The sequence below is a fragment of the Polynucleobacter sp. MWH-HuK1 genome, from assembly GCF_018881815.1.
Taxonomy (GTDB): Bacteria; Pseudomonadota; Gammaproteobacteria; order Burkholderiales; family Burkholderiaceae; genus Polynucleobacter.
Genome location: NZ_JACVPP010000001.1, coordinates 1,082,979 through 1,097,797, shown reverse-complemented (window position 1 = coordinate 1,097,797; position 14,819 = coordinate 1,082,979). Strand labels below are relative to the sequence as shown.

13 protein-coding genes and 1 tRNA gene are annotated in these 14,819 nt (G+C 44.0%); 5 read left to right on the top strand and 9 right to left on the bottom strand.

Annotated elements, in window-relative coordinates:
* The first annotated feature begins 9 nt into the window (after positions 1–9).
* Together ICE93_RS05730 and ICE93_RS05725 are read left to right on the top strand one after the other, a co-directional pair.
* Entirely contained in the window at positions 10–1,356 is a 1,347-nt protein-coding gene (locus ICE93_RS05730) for an N-acetylmuramoyl-L-alanine amidase (protein WP_216186416.1), read from the top strand.
* Positions 1,357–1,443: 87 nt separating this feature from the next.
* Positions 1,444–1,519 (top strand) — tRNA-Lys (locus tag ICE93_RS05725).
* Positions 1,520–1,774: 255 nt separating this feature from the next.
* On the opposite strand, the gene ICE93_RS05720 is transcribed toward ICE93_RS05725, so the two are convergent.
* From ICE93_RS05720 to ICE93_RS05690, 7 genes are read right to left on the bottom strand one after another with little or no spacing between them, the layout of a single operon-like run.
* Positions 1,775–2,191: a BLUF domain-containing protein gene (locus tag ICE93_RS05720; protein WP_216186414.1), complete on the bottom strand. Its 417-nt coding sequence runs from the start codon at positions 2,189–2,191 to the stop codon at positions 1,775–1,777.
* 13 nt (positions 2,192–2,204) lie between these two features.
* Positions 2,205–2,996, bottom strand: coding sequence for a methylmalonyl-CoA decarboxylase (gene scpB, locus ICE93_RS05715; protein ID WP_216186412.1), 792 nt, complete (start codon positions 2,994–2,996; stop codon positions 2,205–2,207).
* 12 nt (positions 2,997–3,008) lie between these two features.
* Positions 3,009–3,224: a hypothetical protein gene (locus ICE93_RS05710; protein WP_216186410.1), complete on the bottom strand. Its 216-nt coding sequence runs from the start codon at positions 3,222–3,224 to the stop codon at positions 3,009–3,011.
* Between the two features lie 14 nt (positions 3,225–3,238).
* A complete protein-coding gene (locus ICE93_RS05705; RefSeq protein WP_216186408.1) occupies positions 3,239–4,456 on the bottom strand; it encodes a polyhydroxyalkanoate depolymerase in 1,218 nt (405 codons plus the stop codon).
* Positions 4,456–4,791 carry a hypothetical protein gene (locus ICE93_RS05700; RefSeq protein ID WP_216186407.1) on the bottom strand — a complete coding sequence of 112 codons (336 nt, stop codon included), beginning with the start codon at positions 4,789–4,791 and terminating at the stop codon, positions 4,456–4,458. The genes ICE93_RS05705 and ICE93_RS05700 overlap by 1 nt, the downstream gene beginning before the upstream one ends.
* Positions 4,782–5,219, bottom strand: a complete 438-nt coding sequence (locus ICE93_RS05695) for a cupin domain-containing protein (protein ID WP_216186405.1) — start codon at positions 5,217–5,219, stop codon at positions 4,782–4,784. Before ICE93_RS05695 ends, ICE93_RS05700 begins: the two co-directional genes overlap by 10 nt.
* Before the next feature lie 2 nt (positions 5,220–5,221).
* Entirely contained in the window at positions 5,222–5,881 is a 660-nt protein-coding gene (locus ICE93_RS05690) for a glutathione S-transferase family protein (RefSeq protein WP_216186403.1), read from the bottom strand.
* 175 nt (positions 5,882–6,056) lie between these two features.
* Between ICE93_RS05690 and ICE93_RS05685 the strand changes: the two genes are divergently transcribed.
* Genes ICE93_RS05685 through ICE93_RS05675 form a run of 3 tightly spaced genes read left to right on the top strand, consistent with a single transcriptional unit; the run spans position 6,057 to position 13,018 of the window.
* Positions 6,057–9,464, top strand: a complete 3,408-nt coding sequence (locus ICE93_RS05685) for a DUF2126 domain-containing protein (protein WP_216186401.1) — start codon at positions 6,057–6,059, stop codon at positions 9,462–9,464.
* Positions 9,465–9,499: 35 nt separating this feature from the next.
* A complete protein-coding gene (locus ICE93_RS05680; RefSeq protein WP_216861306.1) occupies positions 9,500–12,085 on the top strand; it encodes a circularly permuted type 2 ATP-grasp protein in 2,586 nt (861 codons plus the stop codon).
* A gap of 12 nt (positions 12,086–12,097) precedes the next feature.
* Positions 12,098–13,018, top strand: a complete 921-nt coding sequence (locus ICE93_RS05675; RefSeq protein WP_216186397.1) for a transglutaminase family protein — start codon at positions 12,098–12,100, stop codon at positions 13,016–13,018.
* Here the strand turns inward: ICE93_RS05675 and ICE93_RS05670 are convergent.
* Positions 13,005–13,343 (bottom strand): P-II family nitrogen regulator, encoded by a 339-nt coding sequence (locus ICE93_RS05670; protein WP_216186395.1) that lies wholly within the window; start codon positions 13,341–13,343, stop codon positions 13,005–13,007. The two genes, ICE93_RS05675 and ICE93_RS05670, sit on opposite strands and share 14 nt — an antisense overlap.
* 759 nt (positions 13,344–14,102) lie before the next feature.
* Positions 14,103–14,819, bottom strand: a complete 717-nt coding sequence (locus ICE93_RS05665) for an alpha/beta hydrolase (RefSeq protein WP_216186393.1) — start codon at positions 14,817–14,819, stop codon at positions 14,103–14,105.

The window sequence follows — 14,819 nt, the reverse complement described above, 5'->3', positions numbered from 1 at the left end:
GAGTACGTAATGAGTCCAAAAAAGACCAATCTCTCGAAAAGGCAGACTCTCAAGACTTCGGTGAAGTTTTTGAGTTTTGCTTTGTTGCTCACTGAGGTTGATATTGCCTGGGGCGCCAAGATTTTAGGTGTACGCGTTTGGCCTTCCGAGGACTACACCCGAGTTACCCTGGAGTCCGATACACCACTTCCCATTACGCAGCAGATACTGACCAACCCCGATCGTTTAGTGGTGGATGTGCAGGGACTAGAACTCAACCCCACACTCAAAGATTTAGTCGCCAAAGTAAAACCAAACGATCCTTACATTTCGCAAGTTCGTGTCGGGCAGTTTCAGCCGGGCATTGTGCGTTTGGTATTTGACTTGAAGGAACCCATTAAGCCGCAACTCTTTACGCTTGATCCGGTTGCTGAATATAACTACCGTATGGTGTTTGACTTGTACCCTACTACACCACCAGATCCATTAATGGCTTTAGTGAGAAGTAGCGCTAAAAAAGAGACTGCGCTCGAGAAGTCGAATGAAGAGATTGATCTCATTGCACAGTTCGCCACCAAGAAAGAAAAAGAGCTTGCCAAAGCTCCAGCAGCGCCTGTAGCTCAAGCCATTCCTGAAACTAAAGAATTGCCAGCACCCGCTAAATATAAGCGCTTGATCACGATTGCTATTGATCCTGGCCATGGTGGCGAAGATCCTGGCGCGATTGGTGCGGCAGGCTCCAAAGAAAAGCATGTCGTTCTAGCTATTGCCAAGCGCCTCAAAGACAAGATTGAGGGTGAGGCGTATATGCGCCCTTTCTTAACCAGAGATGGCGATTACTTTGTGCCACTACATGTAAGGGTCCAAAAAGCACGCCGTGTAGAAGCTGATTTATTTGTATCCATTCATGCGGATGCCTTTATTGAAAGAAATGCTAGAGGAGCCTCTGTATTTGCACTTTCTCAAATGGGCGCCAGTAGTACAACAGCACGCTGGATGGCCAATAAAGAAAATGCTTCCGATTTGATTGGCGGCATCAACATCAAGACACAAGATAGACAGGTTGCCAACTTACTATTGGATATGTCAACAACTGCGCAGATTAAAGATTCTCTACAGGTGGGTAACTCGGTTCTAAAACAAATTGGTGGATTTGCGGCGCTACACAAACCAAAAGTAGAGCAAGCCAGTTTTGCAGTTTTAAAGGCCCCAGATATCCCCTCAATCCTCGTAGAGACGGCTTTTATTAGCAATCCTCAGGAAGAGGCTCGATTAAACGATGACGGCTATCAGGATAAGATTGCAGAGGCAATTTTGAGGGGAATTAAGGACTATTTCTCGAAAAATCCACCTGTTGCCAGACGAGTCAACTCATAAACCACTTGTAGCTACAAGGGCTGAGAGGCAAAGACCGCAAACCCAGGGAAAGCCAACAAACTTCTTGCTATAATCGATGGCTTAACTGGGTCGGTAGCTCAGTCGGTAGAGCAGCGGACTTTTAATCCGTTGGTCGCGAGTTCGAATCTCGCCCGACCCACCATATAGAATAGGGCTTTGCGGGCGATGCCCCACAAACCTAAGACACACGTCAATTATCAATCCGTTGGTCCTTGCTATAAACCCATATAGATACTGGGTTTGCTATTAAAAATTCAATCGCATACTTTGAGATTTTGAGCTGAAAAAAGTTCGTTTCTGCGAGGACCCACCAGTTATATAAAGCGTTTTGGGAAATCTAGGAGCTTTCGTATGATTTCATAGCTCAACGGCTCTAGAGATATATCGATATTCATCTTTACGATTTGTCTAATGCCGCAACCGAACGCATTAAAGTCAAGAGCTTGGTATCGTTGTCCGATAAACCATTAAGACACCCCCTTAACCCCGGGATATATTTAGCGATTCGATCGGCTCCAAAAAATCGCATACCCCAATTAGGGAATGCTCGCTCATCAATTGCTCGAAAATCTAATTCACGAATAATTACATGACGATTATCATTCTGTATTTTCTTCCATAAATGAGAAATATCTTCTCTACTGCCCTCTAATATTTGCGCAAAATATCGATTTTCATAAAATAAGACGCCGGTTATTTGATTTGCAGTATTGCTATTAAATGCTTTATCAAACAACTGAATCAATTGAAGTTTAGAAAAGGGGTCCTTAGCTCTACTAATGTAACTAAATTCAATTAAAGATTGTTTTTCCACCTGCACGAAATTTCTACTTAATTGCTTGACCAAAAACGGGATCACGCCTTTCAAGAAATGCCGTGATACCTTCACGATAGTCGCTACCCATATAAACGTTCTTACGCAATGATTGCAAATGCTCAAAGACGGAAGGATTCATTACGGCTGCATCTGATAACATTTGCGCCTGAGCTTTGAGGACTGAGTTAGCCTGAGGTGATCGCGAGGCAATAGTCCTCGCCATTTGATATGTCTTCGCTTCTAACTCACCTGATACATAAAGATGATTAAGAATTCCGATCTGCAATGCTCGATCTGCACCTATCGGATCTGCCGTTAAAAACATTTCCTTGACTATATTAAGCGGCATTCTTGACATGAAATGCAAAATTCCACTGGCCGTATAAGGAAGGCCAAGTTTTGCAGGTGTAATTGCAAAAGTCGAATCATGATCACCTATTGCAATATCACAGCTCATAATCAGATCTGTAGATGCCCCCCAAACAGAACCATCTACCATAGCGATAACCGGGGCCCTAAAAGCCCTAATGGATTTAAGAAGCACCATCACGGGATCGTCCGCCGGAAGTGGGTCACGCTCAGATCTTGGTAACTCCATTACATCATGTCCTGCAGACCATACTTTGTTCTTCTTATCTGATCGCAGCACTAAAACACGTACGTCCTCTTTACCAAAAAGATCAAGCGCATGATGCATCTCTTCAATTAAGCACTCACTTAAGGCATTCCTTTTGCTATAGTGATTAAATCGAATTGTCGCAATCAAGTCCGCCTGCTCGGTTTTGATGTACTGATAGTTCATTTATGAAACCTTTTACGCCGCAATCAAAAGATCGCCTAATTCCATTTTTTCCCACCAAATAAACGGCAACAAATAAACGGGTTCGCCTGCATCCTGCAAAATCTCTAGCGAACCATCATTGATTTTGTTGGCAATATATTTTCCAGGAAGCAGCGATAGAGATCCTCTATCAGTCCCATCATTGCGCCGCATTCTCGCGACAATACCGTTAGTAATGTAAACAACCATATTTCCTCCCGTTTTTATTGCGCTGATTGAATGTGATTACGAACAACTGGATATATCTGCCCATCCCAGCGCTTACCATTGAAAACGCCATAGTGACCAACACCAGCTTGTAGATGATGCGATTTCATATAGCCAGGTAGGCCACTGCAAAGATCTTGTGCAGCTAGAGTTTGGCCAATTCCACAGATGTCATCACGTTCACCCTCTACTGTGAGCAAAAAGGTCTTTTTAATACACTTAGGATTTACTATTCGACCCTGGAAAATGAGTTTCCCATTAGGAAGATCGCGATCCATGAATACTTTTTTGAGGGTTTGCAAATAAAAATCTGCTGACAAATCCATAATTGCAAAGTACTCTTCATAAAATTCATGAATTGCATCCGCTTTTTCTGCCTCTCCGCTAACGCGGTATTCATAGAGTTTTCTGAATGACTCTGCATGACGATCAGGATTCATGCTCATAAAAGCCATTAATTGCAAAAATCCAGGGTAGACTCTGCGCCCTGCACCATTAAATTGCCGTGGAATGGTCCCAATTAATTTATCCTCAAACCAAGAGAGAGGCTTACTAGTTGCCAATTCATTTACTTTAGTTGGGCTCTGACCTACATCAATGGGGCCGGCCATAAGCGTTAAGCTTGCTGGCACATACGCACTCTTATCTTCTGAGAGAATTGCCGTTGCTGCCAAACAAGCAACAGTTGGCTGACATACAGCCATCAGATGCGTTTGTGGGCCAATAAATTTTAAAAATGTAATGATGTGCTCAACATATGAATCAAAATCAAAATTTCCGAAACTAAGAGGTACATCTCTAATATTGAGCCAATCAGTCACGTAAACCTCATGATCTCTTAGGAGCGTTTTAATGGTGCCAGCTAAGAGCGTGGCAAAGTGTCCAGACATTGGTGCCACAAGCAGGATCTTTGGCTGTCCTTCTATTCCAGCCTTAGTAAAACGTACCAAGTTACAAAAATGAGTAGAGTAGACCAATTCTTCATCTACGGCCTGCTCTATTCCAAATGAATTTATTACCGAATAAATCTTAAAATCAGGTCTGGTGTGTGTGAAACCTAGTAATGCTATTTGTTCGTAATGCGCAGCAAGGCGTTGCATTGGATTGAGCGTGAAATTGCCAAACCAATTATTAGAAACCCGCTCCGACGCTTTTGCAAAAATCCGAACCGGATCATGCAAGTTTGTAAAAGCTTGATAGGCTTTGTACATCATCAATGAATACCTTGCTCTAAATGACGTAAAGCGCGTTCTGTAGCTTTTAAAGTAGGATCAAACACCCTACTCAAAGAAACATCATTGGCAATAATCGCCGCCGTCTGTGCGGCACTAGCTGATATGAGCGATAGATTAACAAAACCAGCAACATTAAAAGTTTTAATCAAATCTTTAGGCTCTCCATCGGCTTCCGAGAACTCTCCCGATTCAATCTTCTTATAGAGCTCGCGATAATATTCACGCATTCCATTGATCTCATCAGCTAAAGCCTTAATGCGCTGAAATAAGACTGCAAAATCAGGCCCAAGAGAATTTTGACTAATTACTTCCACGGGGTGACTCCTGGAACTTTTGCTGGTCCGTCTGATACAGGAACGGTACCAAAATCTGCTGGCCCCACAATTTCTAAGTACTCCATATCTGGTGAGTAATCAAAAAGGTAGTGGGTAATTCCTGGCATTTGATGCACTACATCACCCGCCTCCACTAGAGTCACTTTGTCTTCATACATGAACTTGGCCCAACCCTTGTTCATGATGACAATCTGAAATTCAGCCACATGGTAATGCCAGCCTGTACCATCTACTGGCGGCTTATTTGCTTTTACTAAATGAGCAATTACCTTGCCTTTGGTTGCTTTTGCAACACCCAAATCACGGTAGAGAAAAAAATCTCTTAAACCGCCTGGCAAAAACTGAGTGTCACAAGGTTTTACATGTGAAAAATCTGTATCACTTTTAAACTTTACGGGTGCATTCATGATCAAAACTCCACTTCAAGCTCTTCGATATCATCGGGTTCTTCAAGGGCGCCCATCACCCATTCCTTCATTTCTGGCATTGCCATAATGCGATCGCAATAACGTTTACTGGCATCATCAATTTCAACGTTATAAGTCAGGAATCTTGTAACGACTGGCGCAAACATTGCGTCAGCTAAGGTTGGCTTATCACCAAAGAGATATAGGCCACCATATGTAGAGAGGCAATCTTGCCAAATTACTAAAATACGATTGATGTCAATTTGTGCCTTTGACCAAACTTTGAATGACTCAAATTTTCCTTTGATATTCATCGGCAAGGATGCACGCATTGCTGAAAATCCAGAATGCATCTCTCCACAAATAGATCGACAATGCGCTCTTGCTTTAGGATCCTTAGGAAGAAGCTGAGCTTTTGGCATTAGCTCATTAAGATACTCTCCTATGGCCATGGTGTCCCATACCCTACATCTATCATGATCTAAACGCGGGACCAATATGGATGGAGAGAGAAGTAGCAACTCTGCTCGATTATCTACATCATCAGGGTGCACTGCGACTTCCTGAAAAGGCAAACCAGATAATTTGAGCATTAACCAGCCACGCAAAGACCATGAAGAATAGTTTTTGCTGCTAATCGTTAGAGTGGTTTGCTTAGGCATATTTACCTTCTTTAAAGAATGCAACTACAACTTAACCTCTCTAGATTTGCGAGATTCAAATCTATGCCCTGTTTTTGACCAGTTTTTTCCCTTTTTTGGGCATACCACTCGATGCCGCACTATTGAAGTGCGATCCCAAAATGCACTCTTCTAGTGAACTTATAGACTTTTAATCATGTCTATCCACGCCGCCCTTCATCACGTTACAGAATATGACTATGACCGCTTAGTTGAACTTGGTCCGCAAATTGTTCGACTCCGGCCCGCACCACATTGCCGAAGTCATATTCTTTCTTATTCACTCAAGGTTGAGCCTGAGGGTCACTTTATTAACTGGCAACAGGATCCTTATGCAAACTACCAAGCACGTTTGGTATTTCCTGAAAAAACAAAAAAATTCAAAGTTACAGTTGATCTAGTAACCGAAATGGCGGTATACAACCCTTTTGACTTCTTCTTAGAGCCAGATGCTGAAAATTATCCATTTACTTATAACTCAGAGCTTAAAAAAGAATTAAGCCCTTATCTTGGGAAAATACGAAACGCAACCCTAAATAGGTATTTCAAAGCAATTGATCGCAACGAAATGAGGACGATTGATTTTTTAGTAAAGCTCAATCAGAAGGTTCAACAAGATATTCAATACCTCATTCGCATGGAACCTGGTGTTCAAACTCCGGATGAGACATTAGATTTACGCAGTGGTTCGTGTCGTGATTCCGCATGGCTGATGGTCAATTTGTTGCGTCTAAGTGGTTTAGCTGCGCGCTTTGTATCGGGCTACCTTATTCAGTTAAAGCCTGATGTAAAGGCCCTAGACGGCCCAAGCGGAACAGAAGTAGATTTCACTGATCTTCATGCATGGTGCGAAGTTTATTTGCCGGGTGCTGGATGGATTGGCTTAGACCCGACATCAGGCTTATTTGCTGGTGAAGGTCACATTCCTGTTGCATGCACTCCAGAGCCTTCGGGAGCAGCACCTATAGAAGGTGGTGTGGATAAATGCGAAGTTGAATTTAAACATTCTATGGATGTGACACGAATCTATGAGTCTCCACGCGTTACCAAACCTTATACAGAAGATCAGTGGCAGGCTATCGTTGAATTAGGGCACAAAGTTGATCAAAAACTGGTAGCTAGTGATGTGCGCTTAACCATGGGTGGAGAGCCTACTTTCGTTTCTGTGAATGGTCGTGATGAACGTGAATGGAACGTTGATGCATTGGGTCCAACAAAACGTGGTTATGCAACTGATTTAGTAGAGCGCTTGCGCAAAGAATATGGCGATGGCGGATTCTTACATTTTGGTCAAGGCAAATGGTATCCAGGAGAGCAGTTACCACGCTGGGCGCTCTCTATTTATTGGAGGGCTGATGGTCACCCCATATGGAAGAATCCCAAGCTCTTTGCAGATGAGCGCCATCCCATCACATATACCAACAATGATGCAAAGAAATTTATCTACACACTTTCCAATAAATTAGGCTTAGCTGATAAATTCATTGAGCCCGCTTTTGAAGATATCTTTTATTACTTGTGGAGAGAATCCAAGCTTCCTGTAAATGTTGACCCATTTCAATCAAATTTAGATGATGAGATGGAGCGCACGCGTTTAAAGCGTGTATTTACACAAAAGCTCGATTCTGAGATTGGCTATGTATTGCCTATTGAGGCAAATCAGGGTCAAAACTACTTTGATACTAGCTGGAGTACAGGCCCTTGGTTCTATCGCGAGGATCGACTATATCTCCTACCTGGCGACTCCCCGATGGGCTATCGTCTACCGCTTGACTCCTTACCTTGGACCAGTAAAGCCGATTACCCATACATGATCGAGCAAGATCCCTTTGCTCCTAGGACAGCATTACCAAAAAATGCACAAGTCATTCAGCAACAGCCGAGCTTAAGTAAAAATACATCCGATTCAGCTTTGGGAATTGGTAAAACTATCTGGAGCCAAGCAAAAGCTACTCGCTACCCACAACAACAAGAGTCTGCTGCCTGGATTACTCGCACTGCTTTATGTGTTGAGACTCGCGATCCAATGCGGGCTAATGGTCCAGATGCAGAAAATAAGCATGGGGGTAAAAATGGCGCACTTTACGTTTTTATGCCGCCCCTCGCACGCTTAGAGGATTACCTTAATTTATTAGAGGCGGTTGAAGCGACCGCACAAGAATTAAATTTCCAAATCGTCATCGAGGGCTACCCGCCTCCGCGAGATCCAAGACTCAAGCTGTTGCAAGTTACACCTGATCCCGGTGTGATTGAAGTCAATATTCACCCAGCCCATAACTGGGATGAACTAGTTCAACATACCGAGTTTTTATATCAAGCCGCCTTTAAGTCCCGCCTGTCAGCGGAAAAATTTATGACAGATGGACGCCATACTGGGACAGGCGGTGGCAATCACTTTGTAATGGGTGGAGCAACCCCAGTTGATAGTCCTTTCTTACGTAGGCCAGAGCTTTTAGCTAGTCTGATTTTGTATTGGCACAACCACCCTAGCTTAAGCTACCTCTTCAGCGGCATGTTCATCGGCCCCACCAGCCAAGCGCCACGTGTAGATGAAGCTCGTAACGATCAACTTTATGAACTAGAAATTGCACTCAAAGAGATTCACGAGAATCGTAAGAAATATGGCACTAGCATGCCACCTTGGTTGGTTGATCGCACCTTACGTAATATTTTGATTGATGTCACAGGCAATACACATCGTAGTGAATTTTGCATTGATAAGATGTATTCCCCAGATAGCCAAACAGGGCGTTTAGGTTTACTAGAACTTCGCGCATTTGAGATGCCACCGCATGCACAAATGAGTATTATTCAACAACTACTTATTCGGGCGCTAATCTCGAGATTTTGGAATGAACCCTACTTAGCTCCCGCAACCCGCTGGGGAACAGAGTTACATGATCGCTGTCTATTGCCAACTTTTATCAAAATGGACTTTGATGATGTGATCGAGGAGATGCAGCAATATGGGTATGACTTCAAATCAGAATGGTTTGCTCCACATCTGGAATTCCGCTTCCCTTTAATTGGCCAAGTGCAAACTATGGGAACCGAGATTACCTTGCGTAATGGACTTGAACCCTGGCACGTGATGGGAGAGGAAAGTGTAGCTGGAGGCACTGCACGTTACGTTGACTCCTCTATTGAGCGCGTCGAGGTGCGCATAACCGGTCTTAATCAAAGTCGATACACCATTACTTGCAACGGTAAACCATTGCCACTTCAGCCAACTGGAATTGCAGGAGAATATGTCGCAGGCGTTCGATATAAAGCATGGAATCCACCCTCAAGTCTGCATCCCAGCATTGGAGTGCACGCCCCCCTGGTATTCGATATGGTTGATACATGGATGAAACGTTCTGTTGGTGGCTGCCAATACCATGTAGCCCACCCAGGCGGACGCAACTACGACACCTTTCCAGTCAATGCCTATGAAGCAGAAAGCCGACGACTTGCTCGTTTCTTCCGTATGGGGCACACGCCGGGCAAGATCGAGGGGATCCAAGCAAATATTGAACAGACAGCAAGCAAAGAATTTCCATTTACGCTAGATATGCGTCGATGAGACAATAGGCTGTGGACTCTTCTCAGATAAATTCATTGAAATTTTCGGCAGACCCCTCCTTGGTGGAGGACATTGCCCGCCAAGCACCTAAAGCAAGAGAGGGGCACTACGATGAATTAAGGGGGCACTCAAATGCTCTGCTGCCCCATTGGCAATTATTTTTTCAAGAGCTTGGGCCATCAGGCCTTTCTGATTTAGATCAGCGCACCCTAGAACTGAATCGACAAGTTCGTGATAACGGCATTACCTATAACGTATACGCCGATGAATTTGGTCCACAACGCCCTTGGTCTGTCGACCTTTTTCCACTGATCATTACCCCCAAATCTTGGCAAGAAATTCAATCGGGAATTTTACAAAGGGCCAAGCTACTAGAAAGCATTATTAAAGATGTATATGGTCCACAGAATTTACTGAAAGAAAACTTAGTTCCACCAGCATTAGTTTATGGACATCCGGGCTATTTGCGCTCTATGTACGGCGCAAATTTTGATAGCCGTAAGCATTTACATATTATCGCTTTTGATTTAGCTAGAACACCAGAAGGAAAATGGTCAGTACTCTCTCAGCGAACTCAAGCACCATCAGGCCTGGGATATTTGCTAGAAAACCGCAATCTCATCGCAAGGCAATTTCCCAAGGCCTATGAGCGAATGAATATTGCTCCTTTAGCTAGTACTTACAGGGATTTAATTGATGCATTAAAGCAAGAGAGTCCTGCTGGTACTAACGCACACATTGCATTGCTTACGCCTGGTCCGTATAACGAAACTTACTTTGAACATGCCTATCTTGCCCGCTATCTTGGCTTAACACTAGTAGAGGGCGGAGATCTCACCGTTCGTGATCAACGCCTGTACCTTAAAACGGTTCGTGGCTTAGCGCCGGTTGATATATTACTCAAGCGAGTAGATGATGAATTTTTGGACCCACTTGAGTTACGCACTGACTCTACACTGGGTGTTCCTGGTTTATTACAGGTTATTCGCGCAGGCAACGTCGTTATGGCAAATGCGCCCGGCTCGGCGTTTTTAGAATCCCCCGCTCTTTTGGGTTTTCTACCCGGCATCAGCGAACGCTTGCTAGGGGAAAAAATTCAGCTACCCGCAATGGACACATGGTGGTGCGGCGAAAGAGCTGCTCTAGATTCTGCTATTCCAAACTTACGAAATAGCGCCATTAAGCCAACCTACCCCAATGGTGATGGCCATCAGACTTATGAGTCCACATTAGGTCTTGATTTATCGCAAGCACACCTAGATGAATGGGTTGGCAAAATTACTCGTCAACCTGATGAACACACTGTTCAGACTTACATACCTCTCGCAAAAATGCCAACTTGGCTTAATGCCCTGAATGTGAATGATCCATCGTTGATAGAACCACGCTCATACATGCTGCGAGTATTTGCTCTTAGTGATGAATCTGGGGGGTGGCAAGTTCTTCCGGGCGGATTGGCCCGAATTGCAAGCGATGATTCTGGTATCGCTTCTATGCAAAGGGGTGGCAGTAGTGCTGACGTATGGGTCCAGGGCAACACTACCGAACCATTGCTGGAAACACACCCACATCAAGAGGCAAATAAAGATCACATTTTGCGAAAGCGGATTGTGACAAGCCGCGCCGCTGAAAATCTCTATTGGTTTGGTCGATATACGGAGAGAAGTGAAAATATTCTTCGTTTAGCCAAACTATATTTAGAAAATATTAATAGCGAATACACGCCATCGCACTCTTTATGGGTATGGCTGGAGCATCTCTGTAATCAATATGGCCTGGTACCAGAAGGAGTGCCAAGTAATTTCAGTCAAGGAGATACTCGTCACCGCGTATTTGAAAGAACACTGATCAACTCGCTAAGTATGACGGAAAATGTCACTAGCGTAGGATTCAATCTCAATGCGATGAAACGTACTGCCTCCACTGTTAGAGAAAGACTTTCAATCGAACAGTGGAGCACAATAAATCATTGCATTGAAGAGTTTCAACAGGATTGCCATAAAGCGATTTTCAACAATGACTTTTCTTCTACGCTAGCGATTGATGCTTTAAAGCGAGCAAGCATCTCACTTGCAGCCATAACAGGAGCTCAAACCGACCGCATGACGCGCGACGATGGTTGGCAACTCCTCTCGATCGGTCGTCATATAGAGCGTTTGTCATTTCTAACAACAGTTTTAGACTCCGCCATCCGAATGGGATTGCTATACAACCCCAACACCGATAGCTCCGGCTATACAGCCTTACTGAATCTATTCGACAGTACAATCACTTTTCAAGCACAGCACCAACAAAGTCGCGAAATTGCGCCGCTTGTAAGTCTACTAGTTCTGGATGATGAAAATCCCCGTTCATTGGCATGGGTTACCAAGGCACTGCGAGCTAGACTATCAAAACTAGCCGGAACACAGCGGAATAATCCAGATGAATTAACTCGTAGCGTTTCTAATCCCCAAGAATACGACCTGTATAACCTATCCTGTACTGATGCATTTGGTAATTTTATGAACTTAACAAACTGTTTAAGTGCTGTATCTCAGTCTGCTTGGCATGTATCCGATGAAATCAGCGCGCGTTACTTTAATTTAATTCATAAAAGCGATTACAGTGTTCAGTTATAAATATTTTTGATTATGTTGCTAGAGATAATCCACGATACTCAGTATTTCTATGATCCTCATGTAGAAATTGCGCAGCATTTCGCTCATCTCAAGCCTGCATCTACTACCACTCAACAGGTAGTCAATACAAAAATTGAAGTTCAACCCATCCCCGCATGGTCCCAAGAAAATGTAGATAATTTTGGCAATATTTGCACTTTCTTTTCACTTCAAAATAGACACACCGAGCTCTGCATCACTACGAATTCAGTTGTTGAAACTAGTGGCTGCACAGAAGGGCCAAAGCCATCAGATACCCCTTCATGGGAACTAGTGCGAGAGTATTTTCGATATCACTCCAGCTCTAAATGGGATGCCGCATCTGAGTTTTTATTTCCTTCTCCTTTTATTGCCCCTCACACTGACTTTATAAACTTTGCGAGGGCAAACTTTACGAATGGGAGGCCACTCCTTGAAGCGGCGATTGATTTGACACAACGCATCTATGGAGAATTTCAATATGCAGCCAAAAGCACACACATTGGAACGCCCGCTTTAGAGGCTTTAAATAAACGTCAAGGAGTATGTCAAGATTTTTCCCATATCTTAATAGCCACATTAAGAAGTATTGGGATACCGGCCAAATATATCAGTGGGTATATTTTGACAAATCCCCCGCCTGGCCAAGCTCGCTTGATTGGTGGAGATGCCTCTCACGCCTGGGCATCTATATATATTCCAAGCGTTGATACAAACGGACAGCTATCTACTGGTTTGTGGTGTGATCTTGACCCGACAAATAATCGCTGGGGCTACCAAACACCAGGAGAGGATTATGTCCACCTAGCACAAGGCCGAGATTACACCGATGTCTCTCCAATTAGAGGTGTGATACATGGTGGAGCAGACCATACTTTAAACGTGGCAGTTACCGTCAAGCCTATAGAGCAGTAGGGCCAGACTCTCCTGTTCGAACTCTTATAACCTCATTAAGTGGGGTAACAAAAATCTTACCGTCACCAATCTTTCCTGTGTATGCAGCTTTCGAAATCACTCGTATAGCGTCATCCAACAATTCATCACTGACAGCCACTTCAATCTTTAGCTTTAACAAAAAGTCGATAACGTATTCAGCACCTCGGTAAAGCTCGGTATGCCCTTTTTGGCGACCAAATCCATGTACATCATATGAAGTCATACCTTGAATACCAAGAGGCGCAAGAGCCTCATGAACTTCATCCAACTTAAATGGCTTAATAATTGCGGTGATTAATTTCATAATTAGCTACCAAGAGTTATTGCTGCATTGCAGAAATTACCTACTATTTAATCAAAGAACTTTTTACATAGCAATGAAAAGTTAGCTGCACTAAGTAAGTGCGTTTAAGATCCCAAACTTTTTTGAGGCTAAATTGTCCGGCTAGAAGCACCTTGGTCTAAAGTGGATAAATTGAGATCCAACTTGGTGCATCTGAGTGATGAAAGAGTGCAAATGAAAATGCGACATGCGCTTTTGAAAAATATGATGGCACATGCGTATCGTATTAACAAAAGGGCTAATTCTGAATGCCCAATCCACTGCAAGAGACAATCTTGCTGAAACGCTATTTCCGGCCGGAGAGTATCAAGCCAACTTAACGCCCGAGGGGAAAATTGAAATACTTAGCTCAGGAAAATGTAAGGCTAAATTTTCATTTTCCCAATTCAGAGAAAAACTCAGCCTCGGTGAATTCGTTCTATTGGAGAGTTAGGGAGCCTCGAACCAATAAATATAAAGCAAAATCTAGGGCTATTAACTAATTAATCTCAAAGTTCCCTACCGTTACTTAAGTAACGCTCAAAAGCTCGAAATCCGACCCACAGATTCGAACTTTGCACCAAAAAGCAATCGCACAGTCAATCGCACACCAGTTTTTACCGCCAGCTAAGTTAATAGAAATATAGGTAAACGAAGACCCACGACTTCTTTTAATCCATTTGTAACGAGCTCGAATCTCAACTAATTCCGCGAGAATTTCTGTGTACTAAGTGTGGCTTGTTAGGGCTGCGCCGTCGGCTCCAGGAAGAAATCAATTGCCAATGCAACCACTGCCGGCTCGATGTGGTGGGGACCCCTGAATTCCACTGAGGTTACGTCATATCCTGCGACCTTAAGTTTGGTTACGTGAGGACGCGCACTAGTTTCAATTGGCAGCTGCTCGTCTTCCAACCCGTGAGCAATGAAAATACGAGGCGCACCATTTTGCTGAAGGACTGACATAAAGCCTGCGGAAAACACAATCACATGACTAACGATGTCACCATTGGTAACGCCTACTGACAAGGCATAACTTCCTCCGTCTGAAAACCCAGCAAATCCTAAGTGGGATGGATTGATCAAAAAGCGTGATGCCACTTCGTGCAGCGCTTTGTCCAGCCGCTCTAGGTCTGGGCCGTTACCACCTACGACTATGTCCCAAGTTGGAAACAGAGACTGAGGGAGCAAAAGTAAAAAGCCATGCTGATGCGCATGATCGATCACAAATGGCAGCACCTTATCGGCGCTTCCTCCAGCCCCATGAAACATCACGAGCAGAGGAACTGGAACTCCAGGCTGTAGGCCCTCCGGCACGATCAATACAGCATCACGCTCGCTAGCAATGCCGAGGTTGTGACGACCAGCGGGCAAGGCTTGCTTATCAGGTACAGCGCCGGGTCGAAAACTGAGCCGACCCAGTAGCGAATCCCCTAGGAAAGATGCATCGAACGTCTCCAT